Annotated in this window: 20 protein-coding genes; 13 read left to right on the top strand and 7 right to left on the bottom strand. The window is 73.5% G+C overall.

Translation table 11 applies throughout. From position 1 onward, the window contains the following. Positions 1-67: 67 nt before the first annotated feature. Positions 68-427 carry a chorismate mutase gene (aroH, locus tag ACWEJ6_RS22280; RefSeq protein WP_357968329.1) on the top strand — a complete coding sequence of 120 codons (360 nt, stop codon included), beginning with the start codon at positions 68-70 and terminating at the stop codon, positions 425-427. Between the two features lie 91 nt (positions 428-518). After that, positions 519-1,613 carry a prephenate dehydrogenase gene (locus ACWEJ6_RS22275; protein WP_397166190.1) on the top strand — a complete coding sequence of 365 codons (1,095 nt, stop codon included), beginning with the start codon at positions 519-521 and terminating at the stop codon, positions 1,611-1,613. Between the two features lie 63 nt (positions 1,614-1,676). Here the strand turns inward: ACWEJ6_RS22275 and ACWEJ6_RS22270 are convergent, their stop codons facing one another. Continuing rightward, positions 1,677-2,531: a glycosyltransferase family 2 protein gene (locus ACWEJ6_RS22270; RefSeq protein WP_364331084.1), complete on the bottom strand. Its 855-nt coding sequence runs from the start codon at positions 2,529-2,531 to the stop codon at positions 1,677-1,679. A gap of 118 nt (positions 2,532-2,649) precedes the next feature. Here ACWEJ6_RS22270 and ACWEJ6_RS22265 point away from each other — a divergent pair, with 118 nt between their 5' ends. The 5 genes from ACWEJ6_RS22265 to aspS all read left to right on the top strand — a co-directional run bounded on the left by ACWEJ6_RS22265 (position 2,650) and on the right by aspS (position 8,296). Continuing rightward, positions 2,650-3,255 (top strand): TetR/AcrR family transcriptional regulator, encoded by a 606-nt coding sequence (locus ACWEJ6_RS22265; RefSeq protein WP_358293737.1) that lies wholly within the window; start codon positions 2,650-2,652, stop codon positions 3,253-3,255. Between the two features lie 13 nt (positions 3,256-3,268). Beyond that, positions 3,269-4,627: a carotenoid oxygenase family protein gene (locus ACWEJ6_RS22260; protein WP_387666701.1), complete on the top strand. Its 1,359-nt coding sequence runs from the start codon at positions 3,269-3,271 to the stop codon at positions 4,625-4,627. A gap of 54 nt (positions 4,628-4,681) precedes the next feature. Further along, positions 4,682-5,338 (top strand): (d)CMP kinase, encoded by a 657-nt coding sequence (gene cmk, locus ACWEJ6_RS22255; protein ID WP_452425857.1) that lies wholly within the window; start codon positions 4,682-4,684, stop codon positions 5,336-5,338. Positions 5,339-5,374: 36 nt separating this feature from the next. After that, complete coding sequence (gene der / locus ACWEJ6_RS22250) at positions 5,375-6,766, top strand: ribosome biogenesis GTPase Der (RefSeq protein WP_352358193.1); 1,392 nt, start codon at positions 5,375-5,377, stop codon at positions 6,764-6,766. Positions 6,767-7,039: 273 nt separating this feature from the next. Beyond that, a complete protein-coding gene (gene aspS, locus ACWEJ6_RS22245; RefSeq protein WP_452425854.1) occupies positions 7,040-8,296 on the top strand; it encodes an aspartate--tRNA(Asn) ligase in 1,257 nt (418 codons plus the stop codon). A 24-nt stretch (positions 8,297-8,320) separates the two neighbouring features. Here the strand turns inward: aspS and ACWEJ6_RS22240 are convergent, their stop codons facing one another. The 3 genes from ACWEJ6_RS22240 to ACWEJ6_RS22230 are packed head-to-tail and all read right to left on the bottom strand — an operon-like array spanning position 8,321 to position 11,061. Beyond that, positions 8,321-9,886, bottom strand: a complete 1,566-nt coding sequence (locus ACWEJ6_RS22240) for an MFS transporter (RefSeq protein WP_452425852.1) — start codon at positions 9,884-9,886, stop codon at positions 8,321-8,323. Positions 9,887-9,891: 5 nt separating this feature from the next. Continuing rightward, entirely contained in the window at positions 9,892-10,542 is a 651-nt protein-coding gene (locus ACWEJ6_RS22235; protein WP_387666712.1) for an LppX_LprAFG lipoprotein, read from the bottom strand. 60 nt (positions 10,543-10,602) lie between these two features. Next, entirely contained in the window at positions 10,603-11,061 is a 459-nt protein-coding gene (locus ACWEJ6_RS22230; protein ID WP_352321897.1) for a MarR family winged helix-turn-helix transcriptional regulator, read from the bottom strand. Between the two features lie 80 nt (positions 11,062-11,141). Here ACWEJ6_RS22230 and ACWEJ6_RS22225 point away from each other — a divergent pair, with 80 nt between their 5' ends. Next, complete coding sequence (locus ACWEJ6_RS22225) at positions 11,142-12,068, top strand: cation diffusion facilitator family transporter (RefSeq protein ID WP_387666714.1); 927 nt, start codon at positions 11,142-11,144, stop codon at positions 12,066-12,068. 8 nt (positions 12,069-12,076) lie between these two features. Here the strand turns inward: ACWEJ6_RS22225 and ACWEJ6_RS22220 are convergent, their stop codons facing one another. From ACWEJ6_RS22220 to ACWEJ6_RS22210, 3 genes are all read right to left on the bottom strand, one after another. Further along, positions 12,077-12,670, bottom strand: a complete 594-nt coding sequence (locus ACWEJ6_RS22220) for a 4'-phosphopantetheinyl transferase family protein (RefSeq protein WP_452425972.1) — start codon at positions 12,668-12,670, stop codon at positions 12,077-12,079. A gap of 17 nt (positions 12,671-12,687) precedes the next feature. After that, positions 12,688-13,374 (bottom strand): hypothetical protein, encoded by a 687-nt coding sequence (locus ACWEJ6_RS22215; protein ID WP_452425850.1) that lies wholly within the window; start codon positions 13,372-13,374, stop codon positions 12,688-12,690. Positions 13,375-13,477: 103 nt separating this feature from the next. Next, positions 13,478-14,872, bottom strand: coding sequence for an aminopeptidase P family protein (locus ACWEJ6_RS22210; protein ID WP_358293722.1), 1,395 nt, complete (start codon positions 14,870-14,872; stop codon positions 13,478-13,480). A 139-nt stretch (positions 14,873-15,011) separates the two neighbouring features. Here ACWEJ6_RS22210 and ACWEJ6_RS22205 point away from each other — a divergent pair, with 139 nt between their 5' ends. The 5 genes from ACWEJ6_RS22205 to ACWEJ6_RS22185 all read left to right on the top strand — a co-directional run bounded on the left by ACWEJ6_RS22205 (position 15,012) and on the right by ACWEJ6_RS22185 (position 19,567). Continuing rightward, positions 15,012-15,440 carry a CBS domain-containing protein gene (locus ACWEJ6_RS22205; RefSeq protein WP_364331049.1) on the top strand — a complete coding sequence of 143 codons (429 nt, stop codon included), beginning with the start codon at positions 15,012-15,014 and terminating at the stop codon, positions 15,438-15,440. Positions 15,441-15,486: 46 nt separating this feature from the next. Next, positions 15,487-16,125 (top strand): hypothetical protein, encoded by a 639-nt coding sequence (locus tag ACWEJ6_RS22200; protein WP_452425847.1) that lies wholly within the window; start codon positions 15,487-15,489, stop codon positions 16,123-16,125. Next, the gene (locus ACWEJ6_RS22195) at positions 16,122-17,042 is read left to right on the top strand and encodes a carbohydrate kinase family protein (RefSeq protein ID WP_452425845.1); all 921 of its coding nucleotides are present in this window, start codon (positions 16,122-16,124) and stop codon (positions 17,040-17,042) included. The genes ACWEJ6_RS22200 and ACWEJ6_RS22195 overlap by 4 nt, the downstream gene beginning before the upstream one ends. 75 nt (positions 17,043-17,117) lie before the next feature. Further along, on the top strand, positions 17,118-17,891 hold the full coding sequence (locus ACWEJ6_RS22190) for a cyclase family protein (RefSeq protein ID WP_352321865.1): 774 nt from the start codon (positions 17,118-17,120) through the stop codon (positions 17,889-17,891). Next, complete coding sequence (locus ACWEJ6_RS22185; protein ID WP_452425843.1) at positions 17,888-19,567, top strand: thiamine pyrophosphate-binding protein; 1,680 nt, start codon at positions 17,888-17,890, stop codon at positions 19,565-19,567. Before ACWEJ6_RS22190 ends, ACWEJ6_RS22185 begins: the two co-directional genes overlap by 4 nt. Positions 19,568-19,590 lie beyond the last annotated feature (23 nt).

Raw genomic sequence — 19,590 nt, 5'->3', positions numbered from 1 at the left:
CCGGAACGCAGGGGCCCGTGCGCATTCTCCGCACGGGCTCTCCCGCTATGGAAGGGGAACAGGGCGCATGGTGCGGGCGATCCGCGGGGCGATCCAGGTGGATGCCGACGACCGCGACTCGATCATCCAAGGGACGACCGAGCTGGTCCAGGCGATCATGGAGCGCAACAGCCTGACCACCGACGACGTGATCAGCGTGCTGTTCACCGCCACCCCCGACCTGACCTCCGAGTTCCCCGCCCTCGCGGCGCGCAAGCTGGGTTTCCACGACGTGCCGCTGATCTGCTGCACCGAGATCGGCGTGCCGGGGGCGCTGCCGCGCGTGGTGCGCCTGATGGCGCATGTGGAGACCGACCGTCCGCGGGCAGAGATGCAGCATGTGTATCTGCGGGGCGCGGTGGCGCTGCGGCAGGACATCGCCCAGTAGGCGACCGGCGTGAGCCGGATCGTCGTGCGGCACGTGCCTGACGGACACGGCAGGCAACACTTTCACTAGCCCGATAAATCAGGACATCGATATGGCCTCGGAACTCCGTACCGTGCTCGTCGTCGGCACCGGTCTCATCGGCACCTCGGCGGCCCTGGCGCTGCGCAAGCACGACGTGCGCGTGCTGCTCGCCGACCGTGACGCGGCCGCCGTGCGGCTGGCCAGGGAACTGGGCGCGGGCGAGGAGTGGGAGCCCGAGCGGCTGCCCGCCGGGCAGGTCGACCTGGCGGTCATCGCGGTGCCCCCGGCGCACGTGGCCGACGAGCTGCTGAAGCTGCAGAGCCGCGGCGTGGCCCGGTTCTACACCGACGTCGCCAGCGTCAAGGCCGAGCCCATCCGCATGGCCGCGCGGCTCGGCTGCGACCTGACGACCTACGTCGCCTCCCACCCGCTGGCCGGGCGGGAGAAGTCCGGTCCGGGCGCGGCCAGGGCCGACCTGTTCCTCGGCCGGCCGTGGGCGCTCTGCCCGACCGGCGAGGCCGCCGACGACGCCAGGGCGGCGGTGCTCAAGCTGGTCGAGCTGTGCGGCGCCAACCCCGTCGAGGTGGGCGCGGAGGAGCACGACCGCGCGGTCGCCGTCGTCTCGCACGCCCCCCACGTCGCCGCCTCGGCCGTGGCGGCCCGCCTGGCCGACGCCACCGAGGTCGCGCTCGGCCTGGCCGGGCAGGGGGTGCGCGACGTGACCAGGATCGCGGGCGGCGACCCCGGCCTCTGGCTCGGCATCCTGTCGGGCAACGCGACCCCGGTCGCCGAGGTGCTGGAGGCGGTCTCCCGCGACCTGGCCGAGGCGGCGACCGCGCTGCGCTCCCTGGCCGAGGGCGACGGCACCGCGAGCGGCGACCTCACCCAGCTCCTCAAGCGCGGCGTCGCCGGGCACGGGCGCATCCCCGGCAAGCACGGCGGCCCCGCTCCCGCGTACGTGGTCGTCCAGGTGGTCATCGGTGACCGTCCCGGCCAGCTGGCGCGGCTGTTCCAGGTGTGCGACGAGGTCGGCGTCAACGTCGAGGACGTGCGGCTGGAGCACGCGCCCGGACTGCCCCTGGGCATCGCCGAGCTGTGGGTCCAGCCGGACGCGGCCGCCCCGCTCGCCGACGCCCTGCGCGAACGCGGCTGGCAGGTCCCCTGACGTTCCCAGACCGGGGACACTGAGCACGACGAGACGGGCGGGCGCCGAGCCCCGCCCACGGCGTCAGCCGGCCGTGCGTTCCAGTCTGCGGCGGGCGCGTTCCACGGCGACCGGCAGGCCGCGCCGGGCGGCCAGGGCCCTGGGCAGCCGCCGTACGGCCGTGCGCAGCCCCTCCCGGCCCGCCGGACCGCCCAGCAGCGCCTCCAGGGACCGGCGCGCCACCACCGGCCAGGGGCGGCGCAGCACGGCGGTCAGCACGGCGTTGCGCGCCGCCAGCGCCTGCCTGCCGCGCGGGTCGCGGGCGGGGGAGGGGTGGTGGTGGGCGACGACGTCGTCCACGTAGGCCAGCCCCCAGCCGCGCGCGGCCAGGTCCACGGCCAGCCGCTCCTCCTCGCCGAAGAAGAAGATCACGTCGTCGAAGCCGCCCGCCTCCAGGAACGCCTCCCTGCGCACGACGGCCCCGCAGGCCAGGAAGCCCAGCACGCTCGGCCCCGGCAGGTCGTCCTCGACGCCGAGCGGGGAGTCGCGCATCGCCTCCGACACCGCGTCCAGCCGCTCCTGCGGCCCGACCAGCACGCGCGCGCCCAGCACGGCCAGGCGAGGGTGGGCGTCCAGCACGTCGGCGGCCAGCTCCAGGGCGCCGGGTGCCCACCAGGAGTCGTCGTCGGCGAAGGCGACGTAGGGCGTCTCGGCCAGCCGCACGCCGACGTTGCGGCCCGGCGCGCCCAGGTTGGCCCCCGCCTCGACCACCTGGACGTCGGGGAAGTGCTTGCGGACGAAGCCGGCGGTCCCGTCGGAGGAGCCGTTGTCGACGAGGATCACCGGCCTCGGGTGGCGGGGGATCGTCCGGGCCAGCGTTCTGACCCGGTCCCTGGTGGCCACCACGACCGTGACCCGCGCTCGGTTCGTCTCCGTCACGCCGGACCTCCTTACCTGGGCGGACGCCCTTACTCCTCGTCGGCGGCATTGACGGCGGGACGCGGGAGGCGTACAAAGGTCGGTAACAGCGTTACCGAGAAGAAACGGTGTTACTCACATGGCGGTCACCGCGTACCGGCAAGCCCAGCAGGAAGGCCAGAGCGTGGTCAGGACGGCCATCCTCGACGCCGCCAAACACCTGCTCGTCGCCGAGGGCCCGGCGGCGCTCACCGTCCGGCGCATCTCCGGCGAGGTCGGCTGCTCCACGAAGGTGATCTACACCCTCTTCGGCGGCAAGGACGGCCTCAGCGAGGCGCTGTGGCTGGAGGGCTTCGCCCGGCTGGAGGCGCGCCTGCTCGCCGTCCCCGCCGAGGAGGACCCGCTCCCGGCGCTGCACGCGGGCCTGGCGGCCTACCGCGAGTACGCGCTGGACGAGCCCGACTACTACCGGGTCATGTTCCAGAACGCGATGCACGGCTTCCAGCCCGCCCCCGACGCGGTCGCGGCCGGCCGGCGGACCTTCGACATCCTGGTCGAGGCCGTGGCCGCCTGCCTGGAGGCCGGACGGCTGCGCGGGGCCGCCGCCGGCGAGATAGCCGACGTGCTGTGGATGGCGATCCACGGCGCGGTGAGCCTGGAGATCTCCGGATTCTTCGACAGCGCCGAGGCGGAGCGGCGCTACCGGCTGCTCTACACCTCCGTGCTCACGCCGTTCCTGACCTGAGAGGAAGCGCACGATGACCAGCACACCCTTCCGCAACGGCTTCGCACCCGCGACGGAGGAGATCACGGCCTTCGACCTGGAGGTCACCGGCCGCATCCCCGCCGAGCTCGACGGCCGCTACCTGCGCAACGGCCCCAACCCGCTCAGCCTCGACGACCCGGCCGCCACCCACCTGTTCATGGGGCAGGGCATGGTCCACGGCGTGCGGCTGCGCGGCGGGCGGGCCGAGTGGTACCGCAACCGGTGGGTGCGCAACGCCGAGGTGGCCCGCCGGCTGGGCGAGCCGCCGGCGCCGGGCCCGGTGCACGCGGGCATGGACTTCGCGGCCAACACGCACGTCATCGGCATCGCCGGGCGCACGTTCGCGACCGTCGAGGCGGGCGGGCTGCCGTACGAGCTGAGCTACGAGCTCGACACGGTCGGCGCGTGCGACTTCGTCGGCGGCCTGCCCGGCGGGTACGCCGCCCACACCCATCTCGACCCGGTGACCGGCGAGCTGCACGCGATGGCCTACTTCGCCGGCTGGGATCACCACCAGCACATCGTGATCGACCCCAAGGGCGTGGTGGCCCAGGTCAGGGACATCCCGGTCGCCGACCGCCCGATGCTGCACGACTTCGCGCTGACCCGCCGGTACGTCGTGATCTACGACCTGCCGGTCACGCTCAGCATGGCCCACGCCGAGCGCGGCGCGCCGCTCCCGTACGCGTGGGACGACGCCCGGCCCGCCCGGCTCGGCCTGCTCTCCCGCGAGACCGGCGACGTGCAGTGGGTGGAGATCGACCCCTGCTGGGTCTTCCACACCCTGAACGCCTACGACGACGGCGACCAGGTCGTGGTGGACGTCGTCCGCTACCCCAAGCGGTTCGTGGACGCCCGGCTCGACCTGGGCGGCGCGCCCACGCTCGACCGGTGGCGCATCGACCCCGGCGCGGGCCGGGTCACCACCACCCGCCTGGACGACCGCCCCCAGGAGTTCCCCCGCATCGACGAGCGCCGCACCGGCAGCCCGTACCGCTACGGCTACACCTCGGCCGCCGCCGACCTGCACGACGTGATCTACCCGGCCGCCGAGCTGGAGGACCTGCCGGACGAGGCGTTCGACAACACGCTCATCAAGCACGACCTGGAACGCGGCACGCAGGAGGCGCGGCGGTTCGGCCGCGGCGCGTACGTGGGGGAGCCGGTCTTCGTGCCCTCCGGCGCCGCCGAGGACGACGGCTACCTGCTCACCTACGTCAACGACCCGGCCAGGGGAGCGGCCGACCTGGTGATCCTCTCGGCCCAGGACTTCACCGGCGAGCCGGTCGCGGTCGTGCACCTGCCCGCCAGGGTCCCGCTCGGCTTCCACGGGAGCTGGATCGCGGACTGACCGGAGGCGGTAGCCTCTTCAGGTTGGGGAAACACACGTGAAGAGGGAGAGGCCGTGTCCGGTCTGGTCGTCGCCATGGACGGTCCTTCGGGGTCGGGCAAGTCGAGCGTGTCGCGCGGGGTCGCCCGTGCGCTGGGCCTGCGTTACCTCGACACCGGGGCCATGTACCGGGCGATGACGTGGTGGATGCTCCGGCAGGGCGTCGACCTGGCCGATCCCGAGGCGGTCGCGGCCCGTTGCGGCGAGCCGTCCATCGTCTCCGGCACCGACCCCGAGGGGCCGACGATCCTGGTCGACGGCGTCGACGTGGGCGGGCCCATCCGGGAGGCCGAGGTGACCGGCTCGGTCTCCGCCGTGGCCGCCGTCCCCGAGGTGCGCAGGCGGCTGGTCGCGCTGCAGCGGGAGATCGCCGGCGCCGGTGACATCGTGGTCGAGGGGCGCGACATCGGCAAGGTCGTCTGCCCCGACGCGCCCGTCAAGGTCTACCTGACGGCCAGCGCCGAGGCCCGCGCCCGCCGCAGGAGCGCCGAAGTGGCCGGCTCCACGGTGGAGGCGCAGCAGGCCGCCATGGAGCAGCGTGACACCCTGGACTCAACACGTAAGACGGACCCACTCTCGATGGCGGATGGCGCCGTCGAGCTCGACACCACCGCGCTGAACCTCGAAGAGGTCATCGCGGAGGTGCTGAGGCTGGTCAAGGAGCGCACCTGACCTCCAGGTGCGGTACTCACCTAAGGATGAACAAGCATGTCAACGGGGGATTGGGTCGAGGCTGACCTCGACGAGCTGGAAGTCACCGAGCACGGCGACACCACGCCTCTGCCGGTCGTGGCCATCGTGGGCCGCCCCAACGTGGGCAAGTCCACGCTGGTCAACCGCATCATCGGCCGCCGCGAGGCGGTCGTGGAGGACGTGCCGGGCGTCACCCGCGACCGCGTCACCTACGACGCCAACTGGCGCGGCCGCCGCTTCACCGTCGTCGACACCGGCGGCTGGGACCCTGACGCCACCGGCATGAACCTGCGCATCGCCGAGCAGGCCCAGGTCGCCGTCGAGCTGGCCGACGTGATCGTGTTCGTGGTCGACGCCACCGTGGGCGCCACCGACGCCGACGAGATCGTGGGCGCGGTGCTGCGCCAGTCGGGCAAGCCGGTGCTCCTGGCCGCCAACAAGGTCGACAACCAGCAGCTGGAGCTGGAGGCCGCCGCGCTGTGGGCGCTCGGCCTGGGCGAGCCCTACCCGGTCTCGGCGCTGCACGGCCGCTCCAGCGGCGACCTGCTCGACGTGGTGCTCGACGCGCTGCCCGAGACACCGCAGGTGACCTTCGGCGGCGAGCGCGGACCGGCCCGCGTGGCGCTGCTCGGCAAGCCCAACGTGGGCAAGTCCTCGCTGCTCAACAAGCTGGCGGGCGAAGAGCGGGTGCTGGTCGACCCGATGGCGGGCACCACCCGCGACCCGGTCGACGAGCTGATCGAGCTGGGCGGGCGCACCTGGCGCTTCGTCGACACCGCCGGCATCCGGCGGCGCGACCGCGAGCTGCAGGGCGCCGACTTCTACGCGGCCATGCGCACCCGCGCCGCCCTGGAGCGCTCGGAGGTGGCGATCGTGCTGATCGACGCCAGCGAGCCGCTCACCGAGCAGGACCTGCGGATCATCGGCCTGGTGATCGAGTCGGGGCGGGCCATGGTGGTGGCCTTCAACAAGTGGGACCTCGTCGACGAAGACCGCCGCTACTACCTGGAGAAGGAGATCGACCGGCAGCTCGTGCGCACCCCGTGGGCGCTGCGGGTGAACATCTCCGCCAAGACCGGCCGCCACATGGACCGGCTGGTGCCGGCGCTGGAGAAGGCGCTCGACTCCTGGTCCACCCGGGTGCCGACGGCGCGGCTCAACGCGTTCCTCACCGAGCTGGTGCACGCGACGCCGCCGCCCGTCCGGGGTGGCAAGCAGCCGAAGATCCTGTTCGCCACGCAGGCGTCCGTCGAGCCGCCCAAGTTCGTGCTGTTCACCTCCGGCTGGCTGGAGGACACCTACCGGCGCTTCATCGAGCGGCGCATCCGCGAGGAGTTCGGGTTCGCCGGGTCGCCGATCGACGTCACGATGAAGATCCGCGAGAAGCGCCCCAAGAAGGACAAGTAACGGCGTTGCCGTATCATCTACGGCAACACGTGGACGGAGACGAGTAGCCAGCGGGCCGCACGGGCCCAGAGAGCCGCCGGCAGCTGTGAAGGCGGTCCCGTGTCCGCTGGTGAAGACACTCCCGAGTGCGGGGAGGAAATGCCCCGCCGGCCTGACCCCCGTCATCGGGTCGTGGAGGCCGCCCCTCGCGGGCGGCGAAAGTGCGGTGGCACCGGGAGCTCCCTTCTCCCCCGCACTCCCAAGGGGTCATGCATTTCCTGCAGAGGAGCTGTAATGATCTCTCGTGTCCTGTCGGCGTCGCTCGCTGAGCACGCCGGCCGACGAGTGACGATCGCCGGCTGGGTCCATCGCCGCCGGCACCTGAAATCCGTCTCCTTCCTGGTCGTACGCGACCGTGCCGGGCTGGCCCAGGTGGTCAGCGCGGACGGGGAGCTGCCGCCGGAGGAGAGCGTCGTCCGGGTCACCGGCACCGTGACCCCGGCCGGGCAGGCGCCGGGCGGGGTCGAGCTGACCGGCCCGGAGATCGAGGTCCTGGCCGAGCCCGCCCAGGCGCCGCCGTTCGACCTCTACCGGCCGGTCGTGGCCGCGACGCTGCCGACGGTCCTCGACCACGCGCCCGTCGCGCTGCGGCATCCGCTGCTGCGGGCGCCGCTGGAGATCTCGGCGGCGAGCGTGGCCGGGTTCCGCGAGACGCTGGACGGCCTCGGCTTCACCGAGATCCACACGCCCAAGATCGTGGCCTCGGCCACCGAGTCCGGCGCGAACGTCTTCGGCATCGACTACTTCGGCCGCCGCGCCTACCTCGCGCAGTCGCCGCAGTTCTACAAGCAGACGATGGTCGGGGTGTTCGAGCGGGTCTACGAGGTCGGGCCGGTCTTCCGTGCCGAGCCGCACGACACCGTCCGCCACCTGGCCCAGTACACCAGCCTCGACGCCGAGCTGGGCTTCGTGGCCGACCACCGGGACGTGATGGCCGTGCTGCGGGAGGTCGTCGCCGGCATGGTGGAGTCGGTGCGCCGCCGGGCCGGGTCCGCCGTCGAGGCGGCCGGGGCCGTGCTGCCCGCCGTGCCCGCCGAGATCCCGGCCGTGCACTTCACCGAGGCCCAGCGGCTGACCGGCGAGGACGAGCCCGACCTGTCACCGGCCCAGGAACGCTGGTTGTCGGACTGGGCGCTGCGCGAGCACGGGTCGGAGTTCCTGTTCGTCACCGGCTACCCGATGTCCAAGCGGCCGTTCTACACCCATCCCGACCCGGCCAGACCGGGCTACTCCAACGGCTTCGACCTGCTGTTCAGGGGCCTGGAGCTGGTGACCGGCGGCCAGCGCCTGCACCGGTACGACGACTACGTCCAGGCCCTGGACGGGGACGTGGCGCCGTACGAGGGCTACCTCCAGGCGTTCCGGTACGGGATGCCGCCGCACGGCGGGTTCGCCCTCGGCCTGGAACGCTGGACGGCCCGGCTGACCGGCGCCGCCAACATCCGCCAGACCACCGCCTTCCCCCGCGACCTGCACCGCCTGTCGCCCTGACCGGCGGCGCCACCTGATCCGCGGTCAATGTTCGGGGTCGGGGGCGGCGTCCGCGAGGGCGGGCGCCGCCCCCGGCAGGGCGCGGCGCGGCATGAGCAGCGCCACCGCCGCCCCCAGCAGGCAGACGAACGCCGTGAGCAGGAACATCTCGGTGTACTCGACGTGCAGGGCGGCATCGACCTGGGCCAGGTAGTCGGCCAGCCGCCGCTGGTAGGTCTGCGCGTCCACGCCGAACGGCAGCGGCGTGTCCAGGTGGGCGGTCAGCGACTGGAACCGGTGGAACCCCCACGCCGACACGCCCGCCACGCCGACGAGCATGCCCATCATCCTGGCCACCACGACCGCCGCCGAGGCGACGCCGTGCTGGACGGCCGGGCTCACCCGCAGGACCGCCGACGAGACCGGCGCGATCACCAGGCCGAGGCCGAGCCCCGCCACGACCAGGTCGGCGTCCACGGCCAGGCCCGCGCCGGCCAGGTCGAGCGGCCAGCGGCTCATCAGCCAGTACCCGGCCGCGGCGATCAGCAGGCCGGGCACCGCCACCGCGCGTTCGCCGGCCCGCCGGGCCAGCACGCCGCCGAGCAGCGCGCCCACGGCCAGCGCGCCGAGGAACCGGGCCAGGACCAGCGCCGCGCCCAGGGCGTCCTTGTCCAGCAGCGTCTGGGCGGCGAACTGCACGAACACCATCGTCACCAGCAGCGCCGCGCCCGCCAGGAAGCTCACGCCCAGCGTCGCCAGCAGCGGCGACTTGCGGGCGGCCGACAGGTCGAGCAGCCGGACGGGGGAACGGATCTCCCACCAGACGAAGACGCCGCCCGCCACCGCCCCGGCCGCGATCACCGGCGGACCCCACGGCGGCAGCACGGTCGTGGCCGGGTCGGGGTTGTACAGGCCGACGACCAGGAGGGCCAGCGCCAGCGCCAGCAGGGCGCCGCCGACGACGTCGACGCGGGCCGTGCCGGAGGGCGGCCGGGCCGGGACCGTACGCTGCACGGCCACGGCGGCCAGGGCGGCGAGCGGCACGTTGACCCAGAAGATGGCGTGCCAGCCGCCCAGCTCCACGCCCGCCACGGCGACCGGCGGGACCAGCGCCAGCACGCCGCCGTACAGGGGGCCGAGGGCGCTGCCCAGCTCCTGCGCCGCGCCCACCGCGCCCAGCGCGAGCGGTCGGTCGCGCTCCTCCCACAGGTCGCCGATCAGCGCCATCGTGATCGGCAGCAGCGCCCCGCCCGCCACGCCCTGCACCGTACGGCCCGACACCACCATCGCCTCACCGGCCGCCAGCGCGGTCAGCACCGAGCCGAGCGCGAACGCCGCCAGGCAGGCGTGGATCAGCGGCCGCCGGCCGTAACGGTCGGAGAGCTGGCCGAGCAGCGGCATCGCGGCGACGTAGCCGAGCAGGAACCCGGTGACGACCGGTGTGACCCGCTCCAGGTGGTTCTGCGGCACGCCGACGTCGTGGGCGATGTCCATCAGGACCGTCACGACCACGTAGGCGTCGAGCGCGGCCAGCAGCACCACCGCGCCGCCCGCGCCGAGCGCGACCCGCCGGGCGCGGTCCGCCGGGACGTTCCGGCTCACCCGGCTCATCCGGCTCATCCGGACGGGGGCGGCGTGATCGTGACCGGCGCGTCGTAGTCGCTGAACGTCACCGTCACCGTGCCGTTCTGCAGCGGCAGGCTCGCCTTGGTGAGCCTGCTGCTGGCCTTGTCGATCCAGACCTTGCCGTTGACGCCCTGCGTGACGCCCGGGACGATCTGCCCGACGACCTGCCCGGAGAACGTCGTGGCCACCCGGTACGAGCCGTCCTCGACCGCCTCCACCTTGGGGTCGGTCGCCGAGGCGAGCAGCTGCGCGATGCCCTTGCCCGGGTCGAGGATCACCGACGGGTCGTAGAACTGGGCGAGCTGCTGCCTGGTCATCGTCTGGAAGCCGCCGGTCGGCCCCTTGAAGTGCACGGTGTCGCCGATCAGGGCGAAGGTGATCTCCTGCAGGGTGCCCAGCACGTCCAGCGTGATCGTGCCGTCGGCGTCGCCCGCCGAGGTGAGCCTGCCGTCGGCCTTCTTGAGCGGCACGTTGGGCTTGCCCTCCGTGGCGATCGAGAAACCGGCCGACCTGACGGCCTTCATGGCCTCCGCGGACTTCTTCATCACCTCGGGCCCGGCGGGGAGCTCGTCACCCCCGCCCCCCGCGGAGCAGGCCGGCATCAGCGCGAGCACGACAACGATCAGCAGCTTTCGGAGCATGAGCGGATCGTAGCGAGCGCCCGGGAACGCCGGTGAGCCGTCACCGATATCGGTTGGGCCTCAGCGCAGCTTCTTCAGGTGGTCGACGATGGGGCCGAACGCCTGCTCCAGCGCCTCCAGCTGGTCGTCGGTGAGCCGGTCGACGAAATGCTCGCGCACGCTCGCGACGTGGTCGGGCGCCACCCGCTGGATCGTCGCCCAGCCCTCGTCGGTCAGGACGGCGAACGTGCCGCGCCGGTCGTCGCGGCAGTCTTCCCTGGTGACCAGCCCTTTGGCCTCCATGCGGGAGATCTGGTGCGACAGCCTGCTGCGCGACTGGATCGTGGCGTCGGCCAGGTCGCTCATCCGCATGCGCCGCTCGGGGCTCTCGGAGAGGTTGACCAGGATCTCGTAGTCGTTCAGCGAGAGCTGGTGCTCCTGCAGCTCGCGGTCGAGGCGGTGCATGAGCAGCTTGTGCAACGCGAGATGCGTACGCCAGGCACGCTGTTCGGCGGGGGAAAGCCAGCGGGGCGCGCTCATGATCCCCAATCTATCGCACGCCCGCGACGACGCGGCTACCTGCGGGGGGCCGCCGCGCAGGGCCGCCGTACAGTGATCTGATGGAGGAGAAGTCGGGGGAGAGCCTGGCGACCGTGCTGGTCGCGGGCGCCGCGAACCTGACCATCGCCCTGGCCAAGCTCGTCGCGGGGCTGATCGGCGGCTCGGCCGCGATGTTGTCCGAGGCGGCCCACTCGGCCGCCGACACGATGACCGAGCTGCTGCTGCTGGTCTCCGTACGCCGGGCGGGCAAGCCGCCCGACGAGCGCCACCCGTTCGGCTACGGCAAGGCGGGGTTCTTCTGGGCGATGATGGCGGCGGTCGCGACGCTGGTCGGCGGTGCGGGCTTCTCCGTCACCCACGGGCTGCACGAGATCAGCCACGGCGAGCAGCTGGGCAACCTCACGCCGTCCTACGTCGTGCTGGCCGTCTCGTTCGTGATCGAGGGCATCTCGTTCACGAAGGCGTACTCGCAGTTGCGCGCCGAGGCCGGCCGGTACAAGGTGCATCCGGCGCGGCTGGTGCGGATCACGTCCGACACCGCGCTCAAGGCCGTGCTGTTCGAGGACGCCGCCGCGCTGGTGGGCCTGGTGATCGCGGCGCTCGGGCTGCTCGGCTCGCAGTTGTCCGGCTCGGCCCTGTGGGACGGCGCGGCCTCGGTCGCCATCGGCCTGCTCCTGCTGGTGGTCGCGCTCATCCTGATCCAGTCGAACCTGTCGCTGCTGATCGGCCAGGCCGCCCCCAGGCAGATCGAGGTCGGCATCCGCGCGGTGCTGCTGGCCCAGCCCGAGGTGGACGACGTGGTCGAGCTGCTGACGATGATGATCGGGCCGGGCTCCATCATGATCGCCGCCAAGATCGACTTCCGGGACGAGGCGAGCGCGGCGGGCGTGGAGATCGCCTGCGACGAGATCGACCGGCGGCTGCGCGACCGCTTCTCCGGCGTCACCCTGGTCTTCCTCGACCCCACCCCGACCCGCCGCCGCTGACCGGGCCCTCAGAGCGACGGGACGGGAATCCGCTCGGCCGGCGTGTCGGTGACGACGGCGACCCTGATGTCCGGCGCGGCCCGCCATTCCAGCAGGTGGCCGACCGGCAGCGGGTCGACGCCGGTCGTGCGCAGCTCGTCCAGGGTGAGCTCGCCGCGTTTGACCAGGGCCTCCTTGCGGGTCCAGTGGCGGATCAGGTCGTCGTTGCCGGTCACCAGGGCGCGTTCGGCGGGGGTGAGCGCGTGGTCGGCCAGGCCCTCGTTCAGCGGGCCCGCCGGCACGTGCTCGGCGTCCACGCCGACCCGGCCGGGGCCGGCCGCGGCGCACACGTAGCCGCGGGTGTGGCTGAAGCTCACGCCCAGATCGGGGGCCTCGCGCAGGTACGGCCTGCCGTGGCCGGGGCCGTGCACCTCGCAGTGCTGCAGCAGGGTCAGCCCCTCCGGCGGCAGATCCAGCACGGCCGCGGCGCACAGGCGGACGAGCAGGTGGGCCGCGACGAAACAGGCGCGGTCGGCGGGGAAGACGAACCGGTCGGCGCGTTCGCGCTCGGCCTCGGTCAGCCACGTCTCGGGGGCGCGCACCTCTTCGGGGCGGCCGCCCATCGCCAAGGGGACGATCGTCAGTCCTTCTTCTTCGCCGCGGGGTCGTCGAGCTTGTGCTGGTCCTCCGAGGCCGCGCCGAGCACGGTCACGTCCTGGACCTTCCAGGCGCCCTTCTGCTTCACAAGCGTGATCTTAAGGTGCGAATCCTGCACCGAGCGAATCGCCTGCGCGGTGTTCACCTGCTGGTCCACGACGACGATGGCGTGCGCGCTGGCCTCGCCGGCGTCGGCCAGGTAGACCTCGCGGACCTTGGCCTGGGAGACGGCCCTGAGCTTGACGATCACCTGGGACATCGCGCCGCCGAACGCCGCGTCGTAGGTGGCCTGGAAGTCGCCCGTGGCCTGGGCGGACAGGTTCGAGCGGGTGCTCTGGAGGTCCTTGTAGTCGTAGCTGAGCAGGGCCTGGCCGAAGGCGCTCGCGGCGCCGGAGACCTCCAGACGCAGGGCGCGTTCGCGCTCCAGGCGGGCCAGCGCGTCCTGGGCCCGGGAGGCGTCGATCCACTGCGGCACGGCCGTGGCCGCGACGGCCGCCGCCAGCATCGCCGCCAGCGCGCCGAGCACCCGCCCCCGTGTGAACCACCGGCCCACCGCCGCCGCCCCGCCGCCCTCCGCCTCTCGGTCGCTCTCCGCCTCGGCGGGAGCCTCGGTGGGGGCCTCCGGAGGTGCCTCGGTGGTGGGGGCGGCGAGGCGGTGGTCGGCGGTCATGGTGACTCCTCACGGCGGCGGGCTGCCCGGCCCGCCGAGATCCAGCCCACGATGCCAGCCGGGGCCGAACCTTGTCAGTCGGCCACGAAAAGTGACCGGGCCGTCACGATCGGACGACGTTCATCCAGGACTCGATCTCGTCGGGGTGGCGGGGGAGGGCCTTCGACATCAGGGTGGCGCCCTCGGCGGTGACCACCAGGTCGTCCTCGATGCGGATGCCCATGCCGCGCAGCTCGGCGGGCAGCGTCAGGTCGTCGGGCTGGAAGTACAGGCCCGGCTCGACCGTCAGGACGTTGCCCTCCTCCAGCACGCCGTCGAGGTAGACCTCGGCCCGCGACCTGGCGCAGTCGTGCACGTCGAGGCCGAGCATGTGGCCGCTGCTGCACAGGGTGTAGCGCCGGTACAGGCCCGACTCCATGAGGGCGTCGGGGGAGTCCTTCAGCAGGCCCCAGTCGTGCAGGCCCTCGCAGATGACGCGCATGGCCGCCAGGTGGAAGTCGCGGAAGCTCGCGCCGGGCTTCAGCGCCGCGATGCCGGCGTCCTGGGCGGCCAGCACCAGCTCGTACGCCTGCCGCTGCGCCGCGGTGAACCGGCCCGACAGCGGGAACGTCCGGGTGACGTCGGCGGTGTAGAGGGTGTCGGTCTCGACGCCGGCGTCCAGCAGGAGCAGGTCGCCCTCGGCCAGCGCGCCGTCGTTGCGGATCCAGTGGAGCACGCAGGCGTGGGCGCCGGAGGCCACGATGCTGTCGTAGCCGACCGCGTTCCCCTCCAGGCGCGAGCGCAGCCCGAAGACGCCCTCCAGGTAACGCTCGCCGCGCGGGTGGCCGAGGGCCGCGGGCAGGGCGCGCACGACGTCCTCGAAACCGCGCACGGTGGCGTCCACGGCCGACTGCAGCTCGCCGACCTCCCACTCGTCCTTGACCAGCCGCATCTCCGACAGGAATACCTCCAGCTCGGCGTCGCGGCCGCCCGCCGGCACCAGCGCGTCGACGGAGGCGTCGACGCCGCGCAGCACCCGGGCCGGGCCCTCGGAGCGCAGGTCGCGGATGTGCGCGCACTCGATCTGGTACAGCTCCGACGCCTCGGCCAGGTCGGGCCTGCGGCCCACCCAGAACTCGCCGTAGCGGCGGTCGCGGTAGAACTCCTCGCCCTCCTCGCGCGGCGAGCGCGGGCGCACGTACAGCACGGCCTGCCCGGACGGCTCGATGACCAGCACATCGCCGGGCTCGCCCGCGCCCGTCAGGTAGGAGTACGCGCTGTGCGGACGGAACCGGTAGTCGCTGTCGTTGCTGCGCACCTTGAGCGTGCCCGACGGGACGACCAGCCGCTCACCGGGGAAACGCGCGGCCAGCGCCGCCCTGCGCCGGGCCGCCCAGGGAGCGATCGGCAGCGCGGTCACGCCGGTGCGCCGGGTGTCGGCCCAGCCGGTGCGCATGAACGCGGCCAGCTCCGGGGTGATGGGCAGGTCGTGGCTTCCGGTGTTGAGCTGCTCGGTCATCGATGCCTTCCACGTCGTCGGAGATGCGGCAAGTCAGCCTACGTGACCGCTTGACGGGGTCCCCACTCGGTTGTTTGCCTGTGAGGACCGGGCATAAGCCGGCCCTCGGCCGGGGACAACGGGAGCAGAGGTGGTGCACATGCTCATCGGGACGATCCTGCGCAACAAGGGAAGCGCTGTCACCACGGTGGCGCCGGCGGCGACGGTACGGGAACTGCTCGGCAAGCTCGCCGACCACAACATCGGCGCGGTCGTCGTCTCCACCGACGGCACGACGATCCAGGGGATCGTCTCCGAGCGCGACGTGGTTCGGCGGCTGCACGACCGGGGCCCCGAGATCCTCGACGCGCCGGTCTCCTCGATCATGACGACCGAGGTCCGCACGGCCGGGCCCGGCGACAACGTCGACGAGCTGCGCCGCACGATGACCACCCACCGGTTCCGTCACATGCCCGTGGTCGAGAACGGGCGCCTGGTGGGCATCGTCAGCATCGGCGACGTGGTCAAGAGCGCGATCGAGGAACTGGAGACGGAGAAGGCGTCGCTCGTCGACTACCTCCACCGCTGACCGGGGCGTTGACAGGGGCGTCGATGGAGATGGCACCCTTGGGTCCGTGACGTACGGCCCCCCTGAGCCCCCTCGGGCGACGAGCAGTCCGCCGATCATCCTGCTCGTGTCCGGGCTGGCCGCCGTGGTGGCCTTCATCCTGGGCGTCTTCGTGGGGTACGGCGCGGAGGGCTCGTCGGCCTCGCCGGCCCCCAGGGTCACGGTGACGGTCGAGGGCACCGGGCCGCCCTCGGCCTCCGTCCCCGCCACCCAGCCCGCCCCGACGGACGCCCCGCAGACCGGCCCCCTCCAGACGGACCCCCTCCAGACCGGTCCCGCTCAAACCGGTCCCGCTCAAACCGGTCCCGCTCAAACCGGTCCCGCTCAAACCGGTCCCGCTCAAACCGGGCCCACGCAGCCCGGACCGGCGCAGACCGGGCCCACGCAGCCCGGACCGGCGCAGACCGGGCCGATGGCCGGGATGCGCACGTTCGTCGTGGGCGTGGACATGCAGCCCGGGGCCTACCGCACGACCGGTCCCGTCGCCGGTTCCACGAACTGCTTCTGGGCCCGGCTGAACAGCACGTCCCCCGACCTCGGCTCGGTGATCAACGCGGGCGCGCCGACCGGCCCGGCGAGCGTCACCATCGAGCCGGGCGACAAGGCGTTCCAGACCGCCGGATGCGCACAGTGGACCAAGGCGTGACGGCCGCCGGTGGGTTCGACCTCCTGGTCGTCGGCGACGCCAACCCCGACATCGTGCTGACCGGCGCGCCGCGCGACCTGGCGTACGGCCAGCGCGAACAGCTCGTCGCGGGCGGCGACCTGGTTCTCGGCGGGTCCGGCGCGATCACCGCGTGCGGGGCCGCCAGGCTCGGCCTGCGCACCGCCTTCGCCGGCCGCGTGGGCGACGACGCAGCGGGGCGTTTCGTGCTCGGCGCGCTGGCCGAGCGCGGGGTGGACGTCTCCCACTGCGTCACCGACCCCCGGCCCACGGCCATGACCGTCGTGCTCGCCGACGGGACGGACCGGGCCATCCTCACCTCGCCGGGCTGCCTGCCGCACCTGACCGCCGCGGACGTGCCGCGCGGCCTGGCCCGGCACGTGCACGTGTCGTCGTACTTCCTGCAGCCGGGACTGGCGGACGGGCTGCCCGCGCTGCTGGCGGAGCTGCGCGCGGCGGGCGCCACGACCTCGCTGGACACCAACGACGACCCGGCCGGCCGCTGGGACGGACTGGCGGACGTGCTCGCCGCCGCCGACGTGTTCCTGCCCAACGCCGGCGAGGCCAGGGCGATCGCGGCCCGCCTGTCCGGCGTCCGTGACGGGCCGCTGGAGGCCGTCGCGGCGCGGCTGGGCGCCCTCGGACCGGCCGTCGTCGTCAAGGACGGCGCGGACGGCGCGCTGGCCTGGGAGTCCGGCCTGGTGACGCGGGCCCCGGCCAGGCCCGTCGAGCCCGTGGACACCGTCGGCGCGGGCGACAGCTTCGACGCGGGCTACCTCGCCGCCAGGCTGCGCGGGATGAGCCCGCGCGAGTGCCTCGACGTGGCCGTGGCCTGCGGATCGTTGTCCACCCGCGCGGCCGGCGGCACCGCCGCCCAACCCACCTGGGACGACCTGTGAAGACCGCCCTGCCGTGTCGTTGCGCGGGTGAGTCCCGCTGGAGGAGGATGCGCTCAGCCCAACAAGGAGGATGACATGTCGGTGTTGCAGAGCTTCCTGGACAGCGTGCGCGGCGGTGCGATCGAGGTGGTCGACCTCACCGCGCCCCTGTCCTCCGAGACGCCGATCCTCCAGTTGCCCGAGCCGTTCGGCAACACCATCCCGTTCCGGCTGGAGGAGATCAGCCGTTACGACGACCGCGGCCCGGCCTGGTACTGGAACGACATCCACACCGGCGAGCACTCCGGCACCCACTTCGACGCCCCCGTCCACTGGGTCACCGCCCGCGACGGCCAGGACGTCTCCCAGGTGCCCGTACGCAGCCTGATCGCGCCCGCGGTCGTGCTCGACTTCGCCGCCGAGGCGGCCAAGGACCCCGACTTCCTGCTGCAGATCGACCACGTCAAGGAATGGGAACGCGCCAACGGCCCGCTGCCCGACGGCGGCTGGCTGCTCTACCGCACCGGCTGGGACGCCCGCTCCGCCGACCAGGCCGCCTTCCTCAACGCCGACGAGACCGGCCCGCACTCGCCGGGCATCTCGGTCGAGTGCGCGTCCTGGCTGGCCGCCGAGACCCCGATCCTCGGGCTCGGCGTGGAGACCGTCGGCACCGACGCCGGGGCCGCCCACTCCTTCGACCCGCCCTTCCCCTGCCACTCCTTCCTGCTCGGCGCGGGCAAGTACGGCCTGACCCAGCTCCGCAACCTCGACCGCCTGCCGGTGACCGGGGCCGCCGTGGTCGCCCCGCCGCTGCCCATCGTGGGCGGCTCCGGCAGCCCCGTCCGCGTCCTGGCCCTGGTGGAACGTTGACCGTCCCGGAGACGGCGGCCGCGGCGGTCGGCCGGGCGCTGGCCGCCGGCGGCGTCCGCACGGCGTTCGGGGTGGTCGGCAGCGGCAACTTCCACGTCACGAACGCGCTGGTCGAGCACGGCGTGCGGTTCGTCGCCGCGCGGCACGAGGGCGGGGCGGCGACCATGGCCGACGCCTACGCCCGGATGAGCGGGGAGGTCGGCGTCGTCACGGTCCACCAGGGGCCGGGGCTGACCAACGCGATGACGGGGATCGCCGAGGCGGCCAAGAGCCGTACGCCGATGATCGTCCTGGCCGGTGAGGCGACGGACGCGCGCTCCAACTTCCACATCGACCAGGACGCCCTGGCCGCGGCGGTGGGCGCGGTCCCCATGCGTCTCACGGATGCCGCGCGGGCCGAGGAGCAGGCGCTCGAAGCCTTCCGCGTGGCCTCGCGGGAACGCCGCACGGTCCTGCTGAACCTGCCGCTCGACGTGCAGTCCACCCCCTCCCGCTCCCGCGCCCCCGCACCTGCCCTGACCGGCACGGCCGGCCCCGACCGCTCAGCGGCGCAGGACACGACGGCCGGCCCCGACCGGGAGGCCGCGGACGACGCGACGGCCGAGCTGGGGCGGCTGCTGGCCGGGGCGCGGCGGCCGGTGTTCGTCGCGGGCCGCGGCGCCCGGCACGCCCGCCGCGAGCTGGAGGCGCTGGCCGACCGCACCGGCGCCCTGCTGGCCACCTCCGCCGTCGCCAAGGGCCTGTTCCGCGGCAGCCCCTGGGACCTCGACGTGAGCGGCGGCTTCGCCACCCCGCTGGCCGCCGAGCTGATCCGCGGCGCGGACCTGATCGTCGGCTGGGGCTGCGCCCTGAACATGTGGACGACCCGCCACGGCACGCTGATCCCGCCGGAGGCGAAGGTGGCCCAGGTCGACCTCGACCCGGCGGCCGTCGGCGCGCACGTCCGGGCCGACCTCGGCGTGGTCGGGGACGTCCGCGCCGTGGCGGCGGCCCTCACCGGGCCGGGCGGCGCCGCGCCGGGCTACCGGTCGGCCGAGCTGGCCCGGCGGATCAGGGACGAGGGACGCTGGCGCGCGGTGCCGTACCGGGACGAGAGCGGCGCGGGCCGCATCGACCCGAGAACGCTCACCATCGCCCTGGACGACCTGCTCCCGAGCGAGCGCGTGGTGTCCGTCGACTCGGGCAACTTCATGGGATACCCCTCGATGTTCCTGGACGTGCCGGACGCGGGCGGGTTCTGCTTCACCCAGGCGTTCCAGTCGGTCGGGCTCGGCCTGGCGACCGCGATCGGGGCCGCCCTGGCCCGTCCGGACCGGCTCCCGGTGGCCGCCCTGGGCGACGGCGGCGCGTTCATGGGCATCGCCGAGCTGGAGACCGTCGTCCGGCTGGGGCTGCCCATGGTGGTCGTGGTCTACGACGACGAGGCGTACGGGGCGGAGGTGCACCACTTCGGGCCGCACGGGCATCCGCTCGGCACGGTCCGCTTCCCGCCCGCCGACCTGGCCGCGATCGCCCGGGGCCACGGGTTCGCGGCGGTGACCGTCACGGACGCCGCCGGGCTGGCGGGCGTGGCCGAATGGCTCAAGGGGCCCAGGGACCGCCCGCTGCTGGTGCACGCCAGGATCACCGGCGAACGCGGCTCCTGGTGGCTGGAGGAGGCCTTCAAAGGCCACTGAGCGGGGCCAGGGGCCGGGTCCGG

This window comes from Nonomuraea sp. NPDC004702 (assembly GCF_053601695.1).
This window is presented reverse-complemented; position numbering and strand designations above follow the sequence as displayed.

What these genes read in the sequence shown, in the direction of transcription:
- aspS (WP_452425854.1), top strand. Translation starts at nt 7,040, where the DNA reads ATGATCTCTCGTGTCCTGTCGGCGTCGCTCGCTGAGCACGCCGGCCGA.
- ACWEJ6_RS22205 (WP_364331049.1), top strand. Translation starts at nt 15,012, where the DNA reads ATGCTCATCGGGACGATCCTGCGCAACAAGGGAAGCGCTGTCACCACG.
- ACWEJ6_RS22225 (WP_387666714.1), top strand. Translation starts at nt 11,142, where the DNA reads ATGGAGGAGAAGTCGGGGGAGAGCCTGGCGACCGTGCTGGTCGCGGGC.
- der (WP_352358193.1), top strand. Translation starts at nt 5,375, where the DNA reads ATGTCAACGGGGGATTGGGTCGAGGCTGACCTCGACGAGCTGGAAGTC.
- ACWEJ6_RS22210 (WP_358293722.1), bottom strand. Translation starts at nt 14,872, where the DNA reads ATGACCGAGCAGCTCAACACCGGAAGCCACGACCTGCCCATCACCCCG.
- ACWEJ6_RS22220 (WP_452425972.1), bottom strand. Translation starts at nt 12,670, where the DNA reads ATGGGCGGCCGCCCCGAAGAGGTGCGCGCCCCCGAGACGTGGCTGACC.
- ACWEJ6_RS22265 (WP_358293737.1), top strand. Translation starts at nt 2,650, where the DNA reads ATGGCGGTCACCGCGTACCGGCAAGCCCAGCAGGAAGGCCAGAGCGTG.
- ACWEJ6_RS22230 (WP_352321897.1), bottom strand. Translation starts at nt 11,061, where the DNA reads ATGAGCGCGCCCCGCTGGCTTTCCCCCGCCGAACAGCGTGCCTGGCGT.
- ACWEJ6_RS22190 (WP_352321865.1), top strand. Translation starts at nt 17,118, where the DNA reads ATGTCGGTGTTGCAGAGCTTCCTGGACAGCGTGCGCGGCGGTGCGATC.
- ACWEJ6_RS22215 (WP_452425850.1), bottom strand. Translation starts at nt 13,374, where the DNA reads ATGACCGCCGACCACCGCCTCGCCGCCCCCACCACCGAGGCACCTCCG.
- ACWEJ6_RS22260 (WP_387666701.1), top strand. Translation starts at nt 3,269, where the DNA reads ATGACCAGCACACCCTTCCGCAACGGCTTCGCACCCGCGACGGAGGAG.
- aroH (WP_357968329.1), top strand. Translation starts at nt 68, where the DNA reads ATGGTGCGGGCGATCCGCGGGGCGATCCAGGTGGATGCCGACGACCGC.
- ACWEJ6_RS22275 (WP_397166190.1), top strand. Translation starts at nt 519, where the DNA reads ATGGCCTCGGAACTCCGTACCGTGCTCGTCGTCGGCACCGGTCTCATC.
- ACWEJ6_RS22240 (WP_452425852.1), bottom strand. Translation starts at nt 9,886, where the DNA reads ATGAGCCGGGTGAGCCGGAACGTCCCGGCGGACCGCGCCCGGCGGGTC.
- ACWEJ6_RS22235 (WP_387666712.1), bottom strand. Translation starts at nt 10,542, where the DNA reads ATGCTCCGAAAGCTGCTGATCGTTGTCGTGCTCGCGCTGATGCCGGCC.